General features: G+C 72.5%; 15 protein-coding genes and 1 pseudogene. 10 read left to right on the top strand and 6 right to left on the bottom strand.

The window, feature by feature from the left end; genetic code table 11:
- Positions 1-67: 67 nt before the first annotated feature.
- Together B4N89_RS44040 and B4N89_RS44035 are read right to left on the bottom strand one after the other, a co-directional pair.
- Complete coding sequence (locus tag B4N89_RS44040) at positions 68-3,955, bottom strand: phosphodiester glycosidase family protein (protein WP_143658305.1); 3,888 nt, start codon at positions 3,953-3,955, stop codon at positions 68-70.
- Between the two features lie 251 nt (positions 3,956-4,206).
- Positions 4,207-4,713: a VOC family protein gene (locus B4N89_RS44035; RefSeq protein WP_078982224.1), complete on the bottom strand. Its 507-nt coding sequence runs from the start codon at positions 4,711-4,713 to the stop codon at positions 4,207-4,209.
- 213 nt (positions 4,714-4,926) lie between these two features.
- Between B4N89_RS44035 and B4N89_RS44030 the strand changes: the two genes are divergently transcribed.
- The gene (locus B4N89_RS44030) at positions 4,927-6,291 is read left to right on the top strand and encodes a pyridoxal phosphate-dependent decarboxylase family protein (RefSeq protein ID WP_078982223.1); all 1,365 of its coding nucleotides are present in this window, start codon (positions 4,927-4,929) and stop codon (positions 6,289-6,291) included.
- Positions 6,292-6,527: 236 nt separating this feature from the next.
- Here B4N89_RS44030 and B4N89_RS44025 read toward each other — a convergent pair whose 3' ends face one another.
- Positions 6,528-7,196, bottom strand: a complete 669-nt coding sequence (locus B4N89_RS44025; protein ID WP_078982222.1) for a TetR/AcrR family transcriptional regulator — start codon at positions 7,194-7,196, stop codon at positions 6,528-6,530.
- A 79-nt stretch (positions 7,197-7,275) separates the two neighbouring features.
- On the opposite strand from B4N89_RS44025, the gene B4N89_RS44020 reads away from it, so the two are divergent.
- The 5 genes and pseudogenes from B4N89_RS44020 to B4N89_RS44000 all read left to right on the top strand — a co-directional run bounded on the left by B4N89_RS44020 (position 7,276) and on the right by B4N89_RS44000 (position 12,148).
- Positions 7,276-7,926, top strand: a complete 651-nt coding sequence (locus B4N89_RS44020; RefSeq protein WP_078982221.1) for an O-methyltransferase — start codon at positions 7,276-7,278, stop codon at positions 7,924-7,926.
- Positions 7,927-8,327: 401 nt separating this feature from the next.
- On the top strand, positions 8,328-8,855 hold the full coding sequence (locus tag B4N89_RS44015; protein WP_078982220.1) for a hypothetical protein: 528 nt from the start codon (positions 8,328-8,330) through the stop codon (positions 8,853-8,855).
- A gap of 127 nt (positions 8,856-8,982) precedes the next feature.
- A complete protein-coding gene (locus tag B4N89_RS44010; protein ID WP_143658304.1) occupies positions 8,983-9,834 on the top strand; it encodes a hypothetical protein in 852 nt (283 codons plus the stop codon).
- A gap of 207 nt (positions 9,835-10,041) precedes the next feature.
- Positions 10,042-10,548: pseudogene (locus B4N89_RS53620) on the top strand (serine/threonine-protein kinase); the annotation flags it as partial.
- 1,036 nt (positions 10,549-11,584) lie between these two features.
- Positions 11,585-12,148 (top strand): helix-turn-helix domain-containing protein, encoded by a 564-nt coding sequence (locus B4N89_RS44000; protein WP_078982218.1) that lies wholly within the window; start codon positions 11,585-11,587, stop codon positions 12,146-12,148.
- A 42-nt stretch (positions 12,149-12,190) separates the two neighbouring features.
- On the opposite strand, the gene B4N89_RS52350 is transcribed toward B4N89_RS44000, so the two are convergent.
- Positions 12,191-13,282 (bottom strand): AraC family transcriptional regulator, encoded by a 1,092-nt coding sequence (locus tag B4N89_RS52350; RefSeq protein WP_161501028.1) that lies wholly within the window; start codon positions 13,280-13,282, stop codon positions 12,191-12,193.
- Between the two features lie 386 nt (positions 13,283-13,668).
- Between B4N89_RS52350 and B4N89_RS43990 the strand changes: the two genes are divergently transcribed.
- Together B4N89_RS43990 and B4N89_RS43985 are read left to right on the top strand one after the other, a co-directional pair.
- The gene (locus tag B4N89_RS43990) at positions 13,669-14,685 is read left to right on the top strand and encodes a helix-turn-helix domain-containing protein (protein ID WP_143658303.1); all 1,017 of its coding nucleotides are present in this window, start codon (positions 13,669-13,671) and stop codon (positions 14,683-14,685) included.
- Positions 14,672-15,865 carry a hypothetical protein gene (locus tag B4N89_RS43985; RefSeq protein ID WP_078982215.1) on the top strand — a complete coding sequence of 398 codons (1,194 nt, stop codon included), beginning with the start codon at positions 14,672-14,674 and terminating at the stop codon, positions 15,863-15,865. The genes B4N89_RS43990 and B4N89_RS43985 overlap by 14 nt, the downstream gene beginning before the upstream one ends.
- Positions 15,866-15,905: 40 nt before the next feature.
- Here the strand turns inward: B4N89_RS43985 and B4N89_RS43980 are convergent, their stop codons facing one another.
- Positions 15,906-16,811 (bottom strand): hypothetical protein, encoded by a 906-nt coding sequence (locus B4N89_RS43980; protein ID WP_078982214.1) that lies wholly within the window; start codon positions 16,809-16,811, stop codon positions 15,906-15,908.
- Positions 16,812-17,315: 504 nt separating this feature from the next.
- On the opposite strand from B4N89_RS43980, the gene B4N89_RS43975 reads away from it, so the two are divergent.
- Positions 17,316-18,311: a hypothetical protein gene (locus tag B4N89_RS43975; RefSeq protein ID WP_078982213.1), complete on the top strand. Its 996-nt coding sequence runs from the start codon at positions 17,316-17,318 to the stop codon at positions 18,309-18,311.
- A gap of 101 nt (positions 18,312-18,412) precedes the next feature.
- Here B4N89_RS43975 and B4N89_RS43970 read toward each other — a convergent pair whose 3' ends face one another.
- Positions 18,413-19,558, bottom strand: a complete 1,146-nt coding sequence (locus tag B4N89_RS43970) for a Glu/Leu/Phe/Val family dehydrogenase (protein WP_078982212.1) — start codon at positions 19,556-19,558, stop codon at positions 18,413-18,415.
- A 164-nt stretch (positions 19,559-19,722) separates the two neighbouring features.
- On the opposite strand from B4N89_RS43970, the gene B4N89_RS43965 reads away from it, so the two are divergent.
- A complete protein-coding gene (locus tag B4N89_RS43965; RefSeq protein WP_078982211.1) occupies positions 19,723-20,709 on the top strand; it encodes a LysR family transcriptional regulator in 987 nt (328 codons plus the stop codon).
- The last annotated feature ends 284 nt before the right edge of the window (positions 20,710-20,993 follow it).

The raw sequence follows: 20,993 nt of genomic DNA, 5'->3' as shown, positions 1-20,993 counted from the left end.
CGGTCGTGTGGGACGCGGTGATGGTGCCGTGTGTCCACCGGACCCGATGCGGCTGCGGGGGAGGGGGTTACAGGGCGCCGCACTGGTCGGACTTCGGTCCGGAGACCCTGTTGGGGATGGCGCCGTTGGTGGGCGGCGGGGTGTTGAGGCGGCAACTGAGCGGTCCGGCAACGGTGTTGCCGGCGACTACCGTGATGCCCCGGTTGAGGCTCAGGTCGGCCGGGCCACCGAGTCGGGACCACAGCAGCATGACCGGGCCGGTGGTGCCGCTTGCCGCGACCGGGCCGCCGACGGTGGTGTCGGCGAGGATGAGGGCGGTCGCGCCTCGGGAGGAAATCGGCCCGCTGACCGAGGAGTTGGTGGCCACCAGGCCGGCGCCGGGCTGGACCAGGATCGGGCCCTTGACCGTGGCGTTGTCCAGGCAGGTGATGCCCGACGTGACGGCCAGGGGCTTCGCGGTGGTGCCGCGGATCGTGGTGGTGCAGGCCGCCGGGTCGAAGTCGCCGACCTTGACCGACTGTTCGGCCTTGACGCCGCCGACCGTGACGGTGAGTGTGGCCACGCCGGGGCGCAGGCCGGTCAGGGTGCCGTAGGCCGGGTCGTAGGCCGCGATCGCGCCGCGCGGCGCGGAGGCCGGCGAGCCGATGTGTACGCCGGTGCCGGCCCACTGGGCGGTGACCGGCCAGGCGACCGGGACGGTGCGGCCGTCCTGGGCCATCGTGGTGGTGACCGGTTGGGTGTTCAGGACGCCCAGCGTAGCCGGCGCCCGGAGAGCGACCGACTCCGCGTACGGCCTGACCTCGGCGCGCAGCCACGCGGCGTCGTCGGTCGGCACCGCGAACGGGTCGGCGACGCGGCCCTTGGCGGGGTCGATGCCGAGCATGGTCCAGCCGACGAAGCCGCCGCGATCGGGCTCGGCGGCCGGGCCCTTGCTCGAGTTGCCGTTGATCAGGTACGGCACGCCGTCGACGCTCGCGGCGTGGAACGCGCCGACGTGACCGCTGACCATCGCCGCCGACTTGCCGCTGTCGGCCCGGAACGCACCGAGCCACTGCTCGACCATGCGGGCTTCCTTGCGGTCGCCGAGTTGGCTGCCCTTGTCCGGTAGGGGGTCGTTGGTGGGGTGGTGGTCGAACAGCAGCAGACCGGTGATGTTCGGATCCTTCGCCGCGTCGTCCAGCGCCTTGCGCAGCCGGGCGACCTGCTCGAAGCCGCCGCCGCGCAGCGTGCCCAGGGAACTGTCCACGGTGACGAAGCGGGTGCCCTTGTGGTCGAACACCTTCGAGGTCTCCCCGAAGGCGGCCTTGAAGTTGGCGATGTTCCCGGGGCCCATCACCTCGTGGTTGCCCGGCACGTAGTGCCACGGGATGGTGCGATTGGTGTACTGGTCGAACTCGTCGAGCAGCTTGCGGGCGAGCGCGAAGTCCTCGGGCGAGGCCTCGTCCATGAAGTCGCCGGTGATCACCATGAACTCCGGCTTGGCCGCCGCCACTTCGCGCAGTGTGCGGCGTGCGTCCCGCACCCGGTCGCTGTTCGGGTCGCGGGCCACGAACTGGGCGTCGGACATCACCGCCACGCGCAGCGGCTTGGCGTCGACGGTGCCGTTGGTGAGGATCACCGGATCCTTGACATACGGCTGCCTGGGCAGTTGTACGTCCGGCGGCACCTGGACCCGCAGGTCGCTCAGGCCGAGCCGGCCGGTGTACCGACGGTCCGCGTCGGTCTCCATCAGCCGGAACCGCTGGAAGGTGAGCGGGTATTGCACCCCGGCCGGGACCGGGAACTCGACCTTCCGCCAGCCCTTCCAGGTGACCATCGGGGCGTCGAGGTTGGACACCACGCCCGCCGCCGTCCGGTACTGGATGCGCGGCCAGGCGCCGTTGCCGTCGCCCTCGATCCACATCGTGACCGCGCGCGGTTGGCCGGGCAGGACGATGCCCTCGGGCGCGATGGCGTATTGGCCGCGTGTGCCGGTCGACTTGGTGAAGTCGTAGGCCAGGGACAGACCCGGCTTGCCGTCGGGGCCGGGCGCGGGGGCGACCGAGCCGCCGGGCGCGCGGTCGTTGCCCGACTTCCAGGCGGCGGCGTCGGAGAAGTCGGCGAAGGACTTCTCGGTCATGCCGACGGTGACCGCGACGGCGGCCTCCAGTGTGCCGACGGTGAGCTTGAGGGTGGCCGAGCGGCCGTCGGCGAGCGCCTCCAGGTTCAGCGTGCCGTCGGGGGCGGGGGTGACCTCGACGATGCCCTCGCCGCCGGTGACTTCGACGTCGGCGGCCTCTACGGGCGCCGCGTGGCCGGTGGCGTCGTAGCCGGTGACCGCCAGGTGCGCGGTGGCGCCGGGGGCGGCCAGGCCGACCGGGTCGTCGCCGGCGGTGACGCGCACGGGCTCGCCCAGCACGGTCAGCGGCAACTTCGCGTCCTCGGCGCCCTTGGCCTTGATCGTCACCGACGCCGGGCCGGACGCGCGCCCGGTCAGCACCGCCTCGGTGCCGTTGCCGGCCACGGTCAGCTTCGCGGCCGTGTCCGTCGACCACTTGGGCTTGGGTACCGCGCCCTTGACCGCTCCGAACGACTCGTCGTGCGGCAGCGCGCGTACGGTCCGGTGCAGCCCGGGGAACACCCGCACGCCCGTGTCGACCGTCGGGGCCGGTCGCAGCCGGAAGCCGCGCGTCTCGCCGGAGCCGGGGGTGGTGAACAGGCCCAGGCCGTTCGCCACCGGACGCTCGCCGCCGTTGTCCGAGGGGCTGCCCACCACGCCGGACCGCACCTGCCCGGGCAGGCGCGCGACCATGTCGGCGGAGCCGCCGCCGTCCATGTTGAGCGCGTTGTGTGCGCCCATGTCCCGCATCAACACGGCCAGGTTGGTCAGGTTGATGCCCGGGCTGTCGGCCTGGTGGCCGTCGATGGTGACCAGGTACATGCGCTTGCCGTCGGCCGAGAAGCCCACGGCGGTGCGGGCGTTCGGGTCGCTGCCGTCGCTCTCGCCGAAGTCGGTGGCGACCCCGTCGCGGACCAGAACCTGGCGGCCGCCGACCGCGACCGCGACCTCGCCGAAGGAGGCGCGCGGCCGGTAGCCGATGCCGACCGGGTCGCCGGCCTTCAGCTCGCGCAGCCGGTCGGCGCCGCCGTCGCGACCGACCAGCAGCGTGCTGCCGTCGGCGATCGGTCCGCCGCCGAGCCTGTCGCGCACCGCGACGACGCGGCCTTCGCGGATCTCGACCTCGACCACGTTGCCCGAACCGCCCGCGACCCGCGCCAGGGACGCGTTGCCCCACGCCGAGGTGAACACGCCGACGCCGCCCTCGGGCAGGCTGTAGGTGTTGACGCCCGACAGCGGCACCTCCCGGCCGCCGGGCAGCGTGGCCTTGCCCTCCAGGAACACCTGTGCCATCCGGGCCAGTCCGTCGGCACCGACGGTCACGGCCTGGTTCCACCCCTCGACCGGCGCGTGGATCAGGCCCTTGTCGCGCGAGACGCCGGCGCCGAGCGGGGCCTCGGAGGCGTTCATGTCGAAGTAGTCGCCGTTGATGGCGGCGACCGCCCCGGCGCTGCGGGCCTGCTCGGACACGGTCTGCCGGGTCGTCACCTTGCCCGAGGACAGGTAGTCGACGCTCAGGCCCTTGGTGTTCAGGTCGGCGACCAAAACGTTTCCGCGGATCCAGCCGGCCCGGCCGATGCGGTCGAAGGACGTCCGGGTCAGGCCGGGCGCGATCGGGGTGACCTCCCGGCGGGTGACGACGGACTCGCCGGGACGGTCGAGCACGAGGCCGTCGGCGGCGCCGCCGCCCGCCTGCGGCCTCGCGGCGGTCTGTGGCGCCTCGTCGGCCAGGGCCGCCGGGGCGGTCGCGGTGAGGCCGGCCACGAGCAGGGTGGTCAGGGCGAGCGCGGCCGCCGCCGGGCGGGGATGGGAGGGGCGGGGATGGGCCGGGCGTACGCCCATGGGGGGTGGTGACACGGGGACTTCAGCTCCTCGACGCATGCGAGGATCCACCGATCGGAGTACGGCGGCGGGACCTCGCGCAATGGCCGACCCGGTCGAGACCACCGGGCCACAGGCAGCCAATCGCGGTCGAGGGACCCGAATGCCACGTTCCGGTTAACCGGTTGTCGCCCCGGGGAGAACACCGTCCGCGACTGCGCAGGAATGGGGCGCATCGGCCGGAGCCGGGCGGGGCGGAGGGTGTGGAGCGCTCGGCGCGGGGCGGGTCAGGAGTCGGGCGGGGTCGTCGGCGCGGGGGCATCGGTTTCGGTGTCTTCGGAGTTTTCGGCGGTCTCGTCCGCGAGTTCCTGGAAGACGGTGATGTGCAGATCGGCGGGTGCGTCGAGCCTGGAGTTCAGGGACTGCCACGGCGTGACCGTCGGGGGCGCGACCTGGGTGGCGCCCGCGTCGACGAGGCGATCGGTCACGGCCCGGCCGTCGGCGACCTCGAAGGCGACCCGGATCCGGGGTGCGACCTGGCGGCCGACCTCGACGTCGTCGATCATCCGCTTCTGCTGCGGGTTCGCGATCTCCAACGTGGCCCGACCGGCGTCGAGGATCGCGACACGGGCCCCGCCGTCGCCGGAATAGGCGGCCTCCTCGGGCAGGCCGAGGGCGTCACGGTAGAAGGCGAGCGCGGCTTCGAAGTCTTCGGCCTCGACGACGAGACGGAGTTGGCGGACGGGGTGTGCCGGTGCCGGTGCCGGTGACCGTGGGATCCCTGGGTGCGTCATGGGTGTTCTCTCTCGGGGCGGAATGGGTCGAACGTCCCCACTATTGCGACACCCGTCTCGAAAGCCTCGGCAACGCGCCGAAAATACGATCTTCATCAAGATCCTTCATCGTGGTCCGCGGGCTCGGCCCGGGGCATATGTCGGGCGCCTTGACCGGGCTTTCGTGCGCGGCCTAGCTTGTTTGGCATCAAACAATCTCCGGAGGAGAACGGTATGGATCTGCGCCACTGGCTCGAGGCCGCCGTGACATCCAACGAGCATTGGGCCGCCGGGTTCGGGTCCTACCCGGGCCATCCGGCCCTGGACGTGGACGACGAACGGTTCGCCGAGGTCTTCGCCACATTCACCGAGCGGCTGACCGACAACTACCCCTTCTTCCACCCGCGTTACGCCGGTCAGATGCTCAAGCCCCCGCATCCGGCGGCGGTCGTGGGCTATCTCGCCGCGATGCTGATCAACCCCAACAACCACGCCCTGGACGGAGGGCCCGCGACCGCCGAGATGGAACGAGAGGTCGTACGGCAACTCGCCGACATGTTCGGGTACGACACCCACCTCGGACACCTCACCACCAGCGGGACCATCGCCAACCTCGAAGCACTGTTCGTGGCACGCGAACTCCACCCCGGCAAGGGCATCGCGTACAGCACCGAGGCCCACTACACCCACGGGCGGATGAGCCGCGTGCTCGGCGTGGAGGGCCACCCCGTACCGGTGGACGATCTCGGCCGCATGGACCTCGACGCGCTGGAGGAACTGCTGCGGACCGGTCGGGTCGGCACGGTCGTGCTCACCGCGGGCACCACCGGCCTCGGCGCCGTCGAACCGATCCACGAGGCCTTGGAGTTGCGCGAGCGCTACGGCGTACGGATCCATGTCGACGCCGCCTACGGGGGATTCTTCACCCTGCTCGCCGGGCTGGACGGCCCCGAGGGGCTGCCGGCCGCGCCGTGGCGGGCCATCGCCGAGTGCGACTCGATCGTGGTGGATCCGCACAAGCACGCGCTCCAGCCGTACGGGTGCGGAGCCGTGTTGTTCCGCGACCCGTCGGTCGGGCGGTTCTATCTGCACGACTCGCCCTACACCTACTTCACCTCCGAGGAGTTGCACCTCGGCGAGATCAGCCTGGAGTGCTCACGCGCCGGCGCGGCGGCGGCCGCGCTGTGGCTGACCTTCCAACTGCTGCCGCCCACCCGCGAAGGCCTGGGGCGGTCACTGGCGGCCGGTCGACGTGCGGCGCTGCGCTGGGCGGAGTCGATCGAGGCGTCCGACCGGCTGGAGCTGTACCAGCCCCCGGAGTTGGACATCGTGAGCTACTTCCCGATCACCTCGCCGTACACCCTCGCGCGCGTCGACGAGGCCGCCGTCCGCGTCCTGCACGAGGGCATGCGCGACGGCGACGACCCGATCTTCCTGAGCACACTCCGCATCGACGCCGACCGCCTGACAACCCGCCACCCCAAACTCACCGCCGACGCGAACGGAGCCAGAATCCTCCGCAGCGTGCTGATGAAGCCGGAGTCGGAAGACTACGTAGCCCACCTCCACAGCCGCGTGGAGCAACTCGCCGGCCCATGACCCGGGGACCCGGCCACGTTCCCTCGCCGACCTCCCCACGCCGCGTGTCCCGGGCCGCCCCGGTTGTCCGCACGACGCACCACGTCGCCACGCCACCGCTCCGCGCTTGGCCGAGCCCTCCCGAGCGGGCCGGTGTTTCCGGCGGGCGGTCGGCGTGTGGCGGTCTTCCCGCCGGTGTGGGGGGGGGAGCGCGCGAAATCGGTGCTCGACGCCCGGCTTTCCGCCTCGACGAGCGGTCAGGGGGTTGCGGGGCGTGCGTGGTGGTCGAGGAAGGCTTCGACGAGGGCGTCGGTGTAGGGGGCGTCGATCGGCTCGTCGGTGACCAGGACGCGGTAGTAGAGCGGGCCCACCAGCCGGTCGGCCTCGCCGGCGGTGTCGAGGTCGGCGGGCAACCGGCCGTCGGCGATGGCGCGTTCCAGGGCGAGGCGATCGCGTCGGCGTTGCGCGTCGAGCCATCCGGCGCGGAAGTCGCGGCCGAACGCCGGATCGTGCTGGGCCTGGGCGATCAGCGCGCGGAAGACGGCGCCGGAGTCGGACTTCGCGAGGAAGTACGCGAGCCGGCGCAGGTAGTCGCGCAGGTCGCGGGCGAGGTCTCCGGAGTCGGGCACCGTCAGGTCCTCGGCGGCATCCTCGAGGAAGGCGTCCATCAGCACGTCGGTCTTGGTGCTCCACCACCGGTAGACCGTCTGCTTGGCCACGCCGGCGCGGGCGGCGATGCCCTCCATCGTGACGCCGGCGAAGCCCTTCTCGGCGAGCAGGTCGTCGGCCGCCTCGATCACCGCCCGGCGTGCCTGTTCGCTGCGCCCGTGTCGGTTGCCGTGGTGCTGTCGAGTCGATCCGCCGGGGGCGCCCGATCCGCCGACGGTGGTGGTGCGGGCGTCGGCGCCCGGTGTCCTCGATGTCATCTCGCCTCCTCGGGTCGAGGGTATTGCATCCGGAAAGAGGCGCTAGTGTAGACGCGACGTTGCGTCTATTCTAGGTGCCATGACATTCACCCACACGCTTGCCGACCCCCGCATCCGTACCGCCCTCGACCGGATGTTCGGACTGGCCGAGCGCGACGACGCCATTGCCGCGACGCTGCCCGCCGGTTACGCCTCGATGTCGGCCCACGAGAAGGCCGACGCCGCCGCGGCGATCCACATGCCGATCTCCGCCGCGGGCGGTGTGCTGCTCTACAACCTGATCCGGGCCACGCGCCCGACGACGGTCGTCGAGTTCGGCATGTCGTTCGGGATCTCCACGCTGCACCTGGCCGCGGCCCTGCGGGACAACGGCGCCGGACGCGTGTTCACCACGGAACTCAGCACGGAGAAGATCGCCGCGGCCCGCGGCACGTTCGCCGAGACCGGCGTGGACGACCTGATCACCGTGCTGGAGGGGGACGCCCTCGACACCCTCGCCGCACTGGACGCACCCGCCGACTTCGTGCTGCTCGACGGCTGGAAGGACCTGTGCCTGCCGGTGCTGCGCCTGCTGGAGCCGCGCCTGCGGCCGGGCACGCTCGTGGTGGCCGACGACATCGACCAGAGCTCGATGCAGCCGTACCTGGACTATGTACGCGACCCGGGCAACGGCTACGAGAGCGTGAGCTTTCCCGTCGAGGACGGGATGGAGATCAGCTGCCGCCTCTGACCGGGCGGCACCGCGTGGGTGGGGGATCAGCCGGATCGCGTGTCAGCGGGCGGGTCGTCGCGCGGAAATCGGCCTATCGGTCGCGCCGGGCGGTTTCTACACTTCCCATGGGTTCCACCGGGATCGTGGGGCGTCGGGCCGACGGTCGGTCGCCGCCCCGGGCGTCGACGCGGGTGTTCGACCCGCTCACTCGCCAAGCCATCCAGGGGGACACCGTGCGCGTCCGGAGGTCGGATCGCACATCTCGACGGGCGGTCGCACCGCCGCCGATCCCGCTCGCACCGGGAACACCGGCGGGGGAGGACCTGCCGTTCGGGTATGGCCGACCTACGGCTCCGGACGAACGGGGCCGCCACGGCGAGGAGTTCGCCGATCGGGAGTGGGGGTCTCGGGGGAGACTCGTGCTCGCGGCATTGCTCCTGGTCGGCGGCGCCGTCGTCGCCGCCGTTGTGTTGACCGGTGGTGACGACTCCGCCGACGAGGCGTCCCCCGCGCGGTCGACGTCTTCCGGGCCGGGCACCTCGGGGGCGCCCGGCTCGGAGGCGTCCGGCACCGTGAGTCCGGTGACCGGCGAACTGCTTGCCGCCTATCAGCCGCGACAGGTGACCAGACACCCCGTCGAGGGCGGGATCCGGGTGACCTGGCGAGCGCCCACGCGTACCGACGGAATCGCGGGATATCTGGCCATCGCGCAGAGTCCGTCCGGCACTTACCAAAAGACCGCGTTCCCGGCGACGGACACGATGGACGCCGTGCTCTCGGGGGATCCCGTGACCGCCGATTCATGCGTGCTCGTGGTGACCGTGATCGACGGAACACCCGGGATGAAGGTGGCACCGGGCGGGCTGGTGTGCGCGACCGGCGGGCCGGGCGCGCCCGGGTCGTTGCCGCCGTCCGCCGCGGCGCGGAAGCCGGAATCGAAGCCCTGACCGAAATCGCGACCGAAGCCGATGTCGACGCCGCGATGCCGATGCCGACTCCCGGATCGGCCCCGCCGGACCGTGCCGCCCGCGCCGCGCCCCGCCTACCGCGCTTCGCCCGACCGAAGGAGCCCTCGTGACCGGTCCTTCCCCGGTGCCCGCGTGGCCCGTCGTCCGCATCGAACTGTCGACGGACGGCAGGGTCCGGGTGGACGGGACCGAGGTTCCGGTGCCGCCGGGCGTCGACCCGCGCGCGGCCGCGTTGGAGGCCGCCGCGGCGACCGCACGCCTCCTGCGCCGTCCGGTGCGGGCCACCGCCGTCGAGCCGGACGGCACCGTGTTCCCGCTCATCGTCGCCGAGAACGGCGAGGTGGCCGCGGCGAACGACCCGGCCGCCCCACCACACAAGCGGCGCTCGCGCCCCGGCCGACGCAAGCGCGGCCCGGACGCCACCACCGCACCGGCCCCGCGGTTCGGCGAACCAAGCGGGCCGACGACCGCGTTGGGCGCCCCCGAAGCCCCGATGCGGGGTACCTCGCGACCGTCCGCCTCGGTGGATGCGCCGGGGCCGACCGTCGAGCAGGCTCGGAGCGTTGCCGAGATCGCGCGGTTGTTGCGGGCCGGCGACGGTGAGCGGGCGATGACGCTTGCCGCCGCCCTCGATGCGGCCGTCGAGGCGGGGGATGATCGTCGGGCCGTGCCCGCCGCGCGCGAGGTGCACGCGTATGTGGCGCTGATGACCGATCGGCCGGGACTCGCGGTGCAGTTGTACGCCGATGCCGCACTGGCCCGGGTCGACCGGCCCGAGGAGACCGCCCGGATGGCCAGGAACGCGCACTACTCGTGGTTGCGCGTCGCCGAGCCGGAGTCCGCGTACGGTCTCGGCTCGGTCGTATTGCGCGCCTACGAGGCCGTGCCCGACGACCCCGGGTGCGAGGCGGTTCGCGACCGGATGCGCTCGTTGCGCTCGCGGCCGTCCGACGCATAGCCCGCAGGCGCCCCGGAACGCCCCGGCGCGGCCCCGGAATCCGCGTCGTCCCGATCGCGTGACGACGATGATCCGGATCGCGTTCGCGAACCCGGGCCTACCCACGGGTAACGGGGTGAAGAGGGGCCGGAACCCCTGCGCTAGGGTGACGCCGTGCCCTCACCGCTCGCCGGCCGTTTCACCCTCGTCGACCCGGTCGGGACCGGAATGTCCGGCTCGGTATGGCGGGCGTTCGACCATCGGTTGGGCGGCTACTGTGCCGCCAAGCTGGTGCGTCCGGCCGACGCGGGTCTACTGCTGCGCGTGGTGCGCGAACAGGGCTTCCGGCTGGAGCACCGGCATGTCGCGTCGCCCTACACGTGGGTGGCCGACGGCGATGTCCTGATCGCGATGGAGTTGTTCGCGGGCGGGTCGCTGGAGTCGCTGATCCGCGACTACGGCGCGCTGCCGGAGCCGTACGCGGCGGCGATTCTCGGCCAACTCCTCGACGCCTTGGACCACGTGCACACGGTGGGCCTCCTGCATCGCGACATCAAACCGGCGAACGTGCTGCTCGATGTGACCGGACACGACATGCCCCGCTGCCTGTTGGGCGACTTCGGCCTGGCGCTGCCCCGCGAGGGACCGAGGCTGACCGAGTCCGGCCACGTGGTGGGCACTCCGGGCTACCTGCCGCCGGAGGCGTCGCTCGGCGCGGCGCCGGACGTGCGGCGCGACCTGTACGCGCTGGGCGTGCTGGCGTGGCAACTGCTCACCGGCCACGAGGCTCCGCCCGACGAGTCGCCGACCGCGCCGGTGGGAGCCGGTCCGCTGTGGGACCTGGTGGGCGCGCTGTCCCGCGCCGACCCGCGCGAGCGGCCCGAGAGCGCCGCGCGGGCCCTGGCGCGGTTGCGGGAGATCGAGGGGAGCGTCGGAGAACGCGAGCCGGCGGTCCCCGCGTTCACCGCCGACGGGGAGCCGATCGAGGTCTTCGACGTGCTCGGCCCGCTCCCCGAGTACGCTCCGGCGGGGCCGACCCTGCGGGGCGTGCCGCGCGATCCGCAGGCCCGGGCGGACGGTGGGCCGGGGGCGCGGGGGAGCGCCGCGCTGCGCTTCGTGCCGCTGCCCGGGCCGATGCCCGAACCCGTGCCGGGGCCCACCTCCGGACCCGGGCCCCGGCCTACGGCCGCACCCACGCCCGCGCCGACGCCCGCGCCGACGAGCGATGCGCCGCCGCGCCACGTACTCGGCGCTGCCGAAGGCCTTCGGGGTACGTTCGCACCCGCCTCGCCGCCGGCCGGAAAGGCGCGTCCGTCGACACGTGTCGTGCGGCGGCGCGGCCTGCTGCTCCTGGGCGGACTGGCCGTCATGGGGGCGACCACGGCGTGGTTGACCATCGGCGGGGACCCGGCCGACCCGGCCGCACCGGAGTCGCCTCCGCGGATGACGGGCTCCACCGTGACGGAGGCGGTGTCCCCCGGCACCCGTCCGGCGCCCACCCCCACGCCGGCACCGGGTCCCCGTCGCCCGTCGCGGGCGGCGCCCCCTGTGACTGGTACGAGGTGTCGGCCGAGGCACGGACCACGTCGGGCACGCGGGTGCGCTGCACCTATCGCGACGACGGCACGTTTCGCTGGACCCCGCTCGGGACACCGTGAAGCGAGCCGGAACCCGCGCGATTTCCGATCCTGTGCCGAAGGCCACGCGACGACCGGTCACCGGAGTCGAAATTGCAATTGCAAACGTGTCGTCCGGGGAGCATCATGCGACGATGACGAAGGCACCGGGGGACCAGGAAGCCATCGCGCGCAACCGCGCGCGGCAAACCCAGTGGTACGGCGAGCCGTTGCAGGATCGCTTCCGCCGACTCCTGGGACGACTGGGCAAGTCGCAGCTGGAACTCGCGGCCGTGCTGGGCCTGTCCGCGCCGATGCTCTCCCAACTGATGTCCGGTCAGCGGGCCAAGATCGGCAATCCGGCCGTGTTGTCCCGGCTCCAGGAGATCGAGGCGCTGGTCGCCTCCGCCGACTTCGAGCGGCTGCCGGCCGCCGACCGGACCGTCGCGCTGGAGCGGATCAGATCGCATCAGCCCAGCACTCGTACGGCGTTGCGGCTGAACGGGCCGGAGGTGCTGACCGGGCCGCCCGCCGATCCGGTCGCCTCGGTGCGGGCCGTGCTGCGGGCGGCGGCCTCGGCCGCCGAGATCGAGGCCGCGGCCGAACTGCTCGCGGCGGAGCACCCGGGCCTGGCCGAGGTGTTGCGCGTGTACGGCACCGGGCGCACCGCCGACGCCCGTGAGCACTTCCGGGCCACCGTGCCGCCTCCGCCGGGGTGAGCCGGCGGCCGGCGGCGCCGCCGACCGCCCGATCGCGCCCGGTCATCCCGCGGCGCGCGACACCTTGTCCTCGGCGGCCCCGTGCCGCAGGGTGTACGACGGCAACTGCCCATAGGTTTCGCGGTACATCGACCCGAAGCGCCCGAGGTGGCCGAAGCCCCAGCGCAGGGCGATGTCGGTCACGGTGTCCCGGGACCTGCCCTCGGCCACGTTGACCAGGTCGGCGTGCGCGCCCGCCAGACGCACCCGGCGCAGGTGGCCGACGGGGGTCACGCCCAGGTGCACGCGGAACTTCTCCTGGAGGGTGCGCACGCTCATCCCGGCCGCCGCGGCCACGGCGCCGACCGAGATCGGCTCCCCGGCGTGTTCGGCGCAGTACGCCAACGCCCGGCGCAGCCCGTTGGGTTCGTCGGCCCCCGAGCCGGTCCGCAGCGGACCGGTGCCGTGGGCGGGCGCGCAGGAGAGCAGGCCGTGCACGAGGACCTGCTCGAAGTGCCGGGTGGCCGTGCGCGAACCGACCAGGTGCCCGCCGCCCGAGTCGACCATCGTGGCGAAGTCGCGGGCCAGGGAGAGCCACTGCCGCACCCCGAGGTCGCCGGCGTCCAGGTAGGGCCCCAACTCGCGGGAGCCCCAGGGCGAGCGAACCACTCCGGTGCCCATGGCGCGCTGCATCACCTCGCCGGGGATGCGCAGGAGCACCACGGAGGTGTCGGGCTCCCAGGACAGGCGCGACGGGCGATCGGGGCCCAGGACACAGGGGGAGAGCGTGTTCTCCGTGCCGTCGATGAGCACCCGGCCCCAACCGCGGTGGCGGATGGGGATGAGGTAGTCCGGCGAGCTGCCGTCGAGGTACACGTCGGCCCGAGCGCCGTAGGCGAGTTCGTGGATGGTGACGACGCCCTCGTGCAGGGCCCGGAAGGTGGCGTTGATCCGACCGCCGGGCACGCGCAGGCGGTGCGGGCCCAGGCGGGACGCGACCGCCGCGTGCACGGCGGCGGGGTCGGTACCCCGGTAGAGCACACGTCGGTGGGGGCCGGCATCGCTCGGCCGGGGGCGCGGTATCGCGGGCGCGGAGCCGGGGCCGGCCTGCTTCCGCTCGACCAGGACGGGTCGGAAGTCTGTCGATGCGGACATGATCTCCTGGCTCTTCACGTCGCGGGGACGGTTCACGGGTGATGCGGCGCGCCCGTCGTCGCGGCGCGGCGCGGCAGCCGACGCGACGGACGGGTCCCGGATCGGCGACCCGGCGACCGGGCCGCGGGCAGCGTCGCGGCCGCCCGTGGGCGGGAGAATCAGGCGTCGGTGATACGTACCCGTCGGCCCCATTTGCCCGTCCCGCATTGCGTCCGCCGATCGTTTGGGACATTCGAATGTCACGGACCGCGTTCGATTGAACGCCGGTTTGTAGATTGTGTATCGGAGTGGGAATCGACATAAGGTCGAGGACGTTACCTAGGACTGGTAAATTCACCGGTAACTACGTGGGCCGCGTAGGGTCGGCTCAGTCACGGGGGCTCAGAATGTCTAAAATTGAAGACCGAAACCCGCTGCCTACCGCACTGTTGGCCACCCCGGCCATGATCAGGGCCTGCGCCGACCGCGATCTGGGGGCCATATTCCGGCTCGCCCAGGATGACCTCGGATTTACTCTGAGCAAATTGGCGCGGCTGTGCGAGATGACGCCGAGCCGAGTCGCCGATTACGTCAAGGGAAGGGCTCAGGTCCGCCAACAGCACGTGGTCGAGCGTGTTTCCCAGGGCCTGCGCATTCCCGGCGAGATGCTGGGTCTGGCCCCGCAGCCGTGGGAGGAGGACGTGCCCGCGGAGGCGCCGGCCCCGGTCGCGCCCGGCACCTGGACCCGCGCGCGGCGCACCGCCGGCGCCGATCGGCGCGAGCCCGGGCAGCGGGGCGAGGCCGACTACTGGGAGCCGACCCCCCGGGACCCCTCCCCGGATGCGCCGCACCCGTTCGGCGACGCGGTCGAACTCTCGCTCGACGTGGACATCGTGGTGGACCGGGACGGACACGTGCGGCTGACCTACCGCCAGGTGGTGCTCAATCTGACCGGCCGCCCGCTCACCCGGATGGTCCGGGAGTTGTGGTTCGAGCGCACCCGCGGCCGGCTCACCATCACCCCCACCGACGCGTGCGACCGACAGATCGCGATCCAGCGGCTGTACGACACCACCGGGCTGACCAAGTTCGCCTGCCAGATCTCGCCCCCGGTGCCGCCCGGGGAGACTACCGTCATCGAATACGTGTGCGAGGGAGGGATGTTCGTGGACGCGACGTACTGGCACCAGGCCATCGCGCGGCCCACGCGACAATTCTCCCTGAGCGTGACCCACCACGGTGTCGCCGAGTTCCGCGGGTGCGGCGCGGTCGAGGAACATCCGGACGGCTCGGAGAACTCGATCACCCAGCACACCCGCTGGAGCCTCGACGAGGACCGACTGCACGTGACGCTCTCCAGGCAGGACCTGGTCGCCAACGAATACGTGACGCTGCGTTGGGATGTGGTTCATGACAGTGCGTAACGAGGTCGAAGCGGCGATCCGCGCCTGGCACCGCTTCGAGATCGAGCGGGGCGGTGCCGCGATCATCGACTTCGACTTCTTTCCGCGGGCCGATCCGGTGCCGGCGGCCGGCAGTCGGCTGGAGGTGCACGCGCGGCTGACCGCGCTCGCGTCGGCGCCGGAGGTGGCCGAGGTGCCCGGCCTGGCCGGCCGGCTGGCCGCCGATCTCGCCTACCTGGGAACGCAATTGGGCGAACGGCCCGCCCTCGGCCCGTATGTGCGGGCCACCCAGGGATGCGCGGTCGCGGGCTGGTCGGCCGACTACGTCGGCGAACGCGGCCTGCTGGCCCAGCGGCTCCTGGACAAGCTGGGGATCGGCTGGCACGAGGCCACCGATCGGGACCTGTGCGTCCTGGAGGAGCCGGTGGCCGGCGAGCAGGTGTCCGCCGAGATCCGGGCGGCGGCCGCCGGGTACGAGCCGGCCGTCCGTGCGCTCACCGGCTCGCACGCGGCGTACGAGCTGAGTATCGAATGTGTCGACGTCGACGCCTACTGGGCCTACTGGCTCGACGGCGCCGGGTTGAACGTGCGGCTGCGGCTCAATCCGCGCAACGCCCGCTTCACCCGGGCCGGCACCCGGCAGTTCGCCCTGCACGAAGTGCTCGGCCACGGCCTCCAGGCGGCGAGCTTCGCGGACCGCTGCGGCAGCGAGGACGTGCCGTGGGTGCGGGTGTTGTCCGTACACGGGCCCACCCAGGTGGTCCTGGAGGGCCTGGCCCAGGCGATGCCGCTGCTCGTGGCACCCGACGACGACGTGCTGATCGCCCGGGTACGCCTCGACCACTATCTCCAACTGGTGCGCAGCGAACTGCACCTGGCGATCAATCGGGGCGTCGGCGCCGGCGCGTGTGCCGCGCACGCCCGCGCGCGCGTGCCGTTCTGGGACGACCAGGAGATCGCCGACCTGATCGGCGACCGCGGGGCCAACCCGCTCCTGCGCTCTTACCTCTGGGCGTATCCCGCCGGATTCGACTGGTTCGTCCGACTGATCGAGGAGGGCGGCCCGGTGGCCCGCGAGGTGGTGCGCGAGGCATATCGCAGCCCGCTGACCCCCGACGACCTGCACCGCCTCTGGGCCGGGGGACCGTGCGTCGGCGGCAGCGGAAACCCGGCGCCGCCGCGCCCGCTCGCCCACCCCTGACCGCGCCGCACCGGGCCCGCGATCGGGCCCGGTCGGCCGCTCAGGAACCGGTCCGCGCCGCCGTCAGCCGCCGCCGCGCCGCGCGTGCCCCCGGCGAATCCGCGGCCCCGCCGACCGCGTACGCGTGCAGCACCAACGCGCCCGCCGCGTCCGCCGCCACCGGGTCGGTCACGCGCAGCCAGCAAAAGTGCGCGTTGGCGGCCATCCGGGCCGGCGCCTCCCCGCTCCCGCCGTCACCGAGCGTGGCCGCCTCGGCGTACAACCGCACCGCCACCTCGGGATGCCCGGTGGCCAGCGCCACGTACCCGTGGACCTCGCGCGCGGCCAATCGCTCCGCCGCACCGGCCGCCGTCGTGCCCGTGCGGGAGTCCAACTCGGCGGCCAGCGTCAGCGCGCCGGCGTGGTCCCCGGTGCCCATCGCCGCCCGGATCAGGTCGAGCAGTCGGCGCTGCTCGGCGCCGGGCACCGGCACGCCGGCGCCGAAGGCGTGCGCCGCGGGGGCCGGCGGACGCGCGTTCGCGGCCGGCCGCGGCGGGGTCCACGACGGCGTCGCCACACCGGCCTCGACCGGCGTCGCCACGGCGCCCGGTGCCACCGTCGCCGGCGGCGCGCCCTCGGCCGGGGTCGGCTCGGCGGCCGAGGGGGACCCGGGGCGACGCAGGCCGAATATGCCGCGCCGACGCGCGGCCGGGATCGGCGCCCCCGCCTCGGCGATCGAGCGATCCGCGTACACGTCCAACGGGAAGATCGTGCCGTCCGCCTCCCGCGCGTGCACCCGCACCGGCTGCCCGAGCAACCGCGCCCGCTCGGCGACCACGGCCAGCGCCGCCCCGCGCGGATCGTCCCCCGGGGACACGACGACCACCTCTCCGGCCACGCGCACGGAGTGATCGGCCGAGATCTCGACGAGGACGACGGGTCGGTCGGCTGCGACGTCAATTGCCACGGGGGGCTCCTCGATATCAGGAATCGGCACTTACGCGACATGGGGGTGACGCGCAGTGGAAATCCGGTTACGGCGGCGATCGACGGGAGGTCGCGATCGAATGCCCCCGGCGCCGCGTCGATGCGCGGACCGGCCGGAATGAAACGGGACGGAACTGAGCGGAACTGAGCGGAACTGAATCGGAGCATACATAGGAGAGCGTTCGACGAACAGCGGCAGGACCTCGAACGGCGCAACAGTTCGACGTCGAACTCTTGGCTTCCGATATTTCCCGGCGGCCGATTCACGGCATCGATGTTTCCGGCGTATTACCATCCGTCGACAGCACCGGACCGCCGCTCGTCGCGGGCGATCCGGCGGCCCGGGTCCGCAATGTCCCGCATTCCATGCGGTTACCTTTCGGTTTACCGAGAACGGGTAACCGTGGCGACCTTTGCGTGCCCGCTCCCTGCCGGGATCCTGGCAACCGCCAGGCACGATCTCGCATCGGCGGAGAGACGACGCATGAAACTCACGAACAAGGTCGACGTTCTCGGCGGGCCCAGGGACACGATCGAGTTCCCGTCCCCGGCCCGGACGGCCGCGGCGGTCCGACGCCTCGCGGCGGTATACCCGCACACCGCGCTGCCGAGCATCCACGAGGAACTGGTCGCCGTCCGGCGACACGCCACCACCCTGCGGGCACCGGGCGACCCCGACGACTCGCGCGTCGACCCGCTGACCAAGGCCCTGGCACGCGGCGTGTCCGCGTGGGCCCTGCACGACCTCGGCGACACGCGCGAAGCACTGGCAATGGCCCAGGCCGGCCTGCTCGACGCGGTCGTGGAGGCGCGCGACCCCAGCGCCGAGGTCTGGCTGCGCGGCGTACAGTCGCTGATCGCCTACCGCGCCGGCTGGGTCCACGAGGCACTGCGCTACGCCCGACTGGGCGCCTCCGTACGCGACATGGGGGTGGGCACCGCATCGGTCTGGCTGCACTCCCTGGTCGCCCTCACCCAGGCCACCCTCGGCGACGCCCTCGCCGCCTCGGCGGCACTGCGCGCCGCGGCCGACGCCCGCAAGTCGGGCCGCCGCGACGAACTGGACGAGATCGGCGGCCTGCTCGTCTTCGACCCGGCCGAACAAAGCGCCTACGAGGCACTGACCCGGGTGTTCATCCCCGGCGCCGAACGCCGCGCGATCGAATGCGGCGAGACCGCGCTCGGCATGTACGCCTCGATCACGCCCGAACGCTATTCGAGCGCCGACGAGATGATCGCCCGGGTGTCCATCGCACTCGCCTACGCGAACCTGGACGAGATCGACGCGACCACCGAGGCGCTACGCCCCGTGCTGCGCATCGAACCGTCCTGGCGCGTCGACGGATTGCGCTCCCTCGTCATGCTGGTGCACGAGCGCCTGCGTCGGCCGATGCGCGTGCGCGAGACGCGGGTGCGCGAACTCCAGGAGGAGATCGAGACCTTCTGCCAGATGCCGCTGTCCCTGGACACCCACACCTGAACCCGATGACCTCCCGGGAACCTCGCCGGCGGCGTCGCGCGGAGCCGCCGCGCCCGCGGACGGGTGACCCCGGGCCCGGAGTTCGCGCCGCGACGCAACGGTCAGGAGGCCACCCGTCCCTTCAGCCGCATCGCCGCCAGGACCCGCTCCTGCGCCAACGCGCGAGCGGCCTCGTGCGACGTGACCCCACGACGCGCGCTCTCCTCGTGCACCCGAACCGCGTTCTCCCGCAACTTCGTGGACACGCTCGCCCGGATCACCTCCGCGTCGGGCCGGAACGCGGAATACCGCGCGTCCATCGCGAACCCGGCGGCCACCACGCCACCCGCGTTCGCGATGAAGTCGGGCACCACCACGACCCCGCGCTCCGCGAGGACGCGCTGCGCGGCCGGCGAGGTGGGCAAATTGGCGCCCTCCACCACCAATCGGGCGGTGATCCGACCGGCCACCCCCTCGTCGATCACGTCCTGCAGCGCCGCCGGGACCAACACCTCCGCCGGCACGACCAGTTCGGAGCCCAATGCCTGCACCACCCCGCCGGCGTACTCCTTGACCGCGAGATCGCCGAACTCCGCGTGCAGGCGCAACAGGCGCTCGACGTCCAGACCGGCCGGGTCGCACAACGCCCCGTGCACGGAGGAGACCGCGACCACCGTCGCACCCAGCTCGGCGAACCGGCGCACCGCGGCCGAACCGACCGCGCCCAACCCCTGGACCACCACCCGCGCCCCGTCCAGGGTCAGGCCGATGCGCGCGGCCAACGCGTCGGCCACCTCCGCGACCCCGTACCCGGTCACCCCGAGCCGGTCGTAGGGCACCCCGCCCAATACGGCGTCCGTGCCCACCGCGGCCCCGCGGTCGCCCAGTTCGTCCTGGATGATCGCGGCGTCGTCCTCGGTCAGCCCCATGTCCAGGCCGAACACGTACTCGGCGGGCACCTCGTTCGACAACGCCCGGGCGAACGCCCGCAGTACGGCCTCCTTGTCCCGACCGGTGGGATCGCCGACGATCCCGGCCTTGGCGCCCCCGTAGAAGAGGTCCACCGCGGCCCACTTCCACGTCATCACCCGGGCCAACCGGGCCACTTCGCCGGTGGTCACCGTGGGGGACATCCGGGTACCGCCCTTGCCCATCCCACGGGCGGTGTTGTCGATGACCAACACGCCCTTCATACCGGTTCGGGTGTGTGACACGGAGACGACCTTCTCCGGCCCCCACTGATCCATCAGCGACAGGACATCCGACATGGCGAAGCACTCCTCGAGAGCCAACGATCGATTCGGTCGACGTGCTCCATCAGCGTCGTGGCCGGCACCACAGGTGCCAAGATCCGCCAGACCGCGACCTCTTTCGAGCCAGGGCAAGGAACTCTGATGCTCAACCCCCGTTCGAGCCAGGCCAAGGAAATGTGATGCTCAACCCCCTGCATCTGCGCACGCTCGTCGAGGTGGTGGTCACCGGATCGTTCGCCCGCGCCGCACGCCGCACCGGATACACGGCCTCCGCCGTGTCCCAACAGATCGCCGCCCTGGAACGCGCGGTGGGCACACCGCTGTTCGAGCGCGAGGCGCACGGGATCCGGCCGACCGGGATGGCCTTCACGATCGCCGAGCGGGCCCGTGAGTCGATCGCCGTACTGGACAGCCTGGAGCGCGACATCCGCGACGTGGTCCAGGGCCGCAGCGGGCGCCTGCGCCTGGGCACCTTCCCCACCGCCGGGGAACGCCTGGTCCCCTCGGCGGTGGCGGAGTTGACCCGTTCGCATCCCGGCGCGGAGATCCTGCTCGACGAGGCCGAGCCCGACGACCTGCTGCCGCAGGTGCAAAAGGGCGACCTGGACCTGACCCTGGTCTTCGCCTACGACCTGGTGCCCCGGGTGTGGCCCGTCGAACTCACGGCGTTCCCGCTGATCGAGGAGACCTTGGTCGTGCTGGTACCGACCGGGCATCACGCGCTGCGCCATGCCGACGGCATCGACCTCGCCGCCCTGGCCGACGAGCGGTGGGTGGCCAGCAGGCCGGGAACCGCGGGCGCCACCAGCCTGTTCCGGATCTGCGCGGCGCACATGTTCGCCCCCAGGGTGGCCTTCCGGAGCAACGACTACGACGTGGTCCAGGGCCTGGTCGCGGCCGGCGCGGGGGTGGCCATCGTGCCCGGCCTGGCCTACCAGCCCCGCGAAGGCATGGTCGCCGTACCTCTGGCGCAGACCCCGTCGCACCGCCGGGTGTCCGCGCTGTATCGCACCGCCAACCACAACCCGCTCCTGAAGGCCGCCCTGGACGCGTTCGTGCTCGCCGGGCGCGGCCTGGAGGGCCCTTTCGTGCGCGCCGACGAGTCGATCCGATCGGCGCCCGGAGAGGACGAGGCGCCGACGACCGAACTCGAGGAGGCGGTCTGATCGGCGTGTTCGAGTAATGGGTGGTTGCCAGGTGACGGAAAGCGGGTTTCCGACTTCCGCCGCGCGGTCGGGATTTCGATATTCGAGGCGGCGGTCCGGCATCTGCCGTGATCGCCGATTCGAAATGCTTCGGGAAAAAGGGGAGTGGTTCCCGGGGGCATGGCCCCGGGTGACGGTGGGTGGCCTGTACCGGTGTCGAAACGGATGAAGAGAGGGGGCAAAACGGAAGGAACCGGACTGATTGCCCAGCGATGCGACCCCGACGCGCCCGCTCGTGGGCGTCG

It is taken from the genome of Embleya scabrispora, from assembly GCF_002024165.1.
In the GTDB taxonomy this organism is placed as follows: Bacteria; Actinomycetota; Actinomycetes; order Streptomycetales; family Streptomycetaceae; genus Embleya; species Embleya scabrispora_A.
Note: the sequence above shows the minus strand (reverse complement) of the source record. Positions and strands in the feature narration are given on the sequence as shown.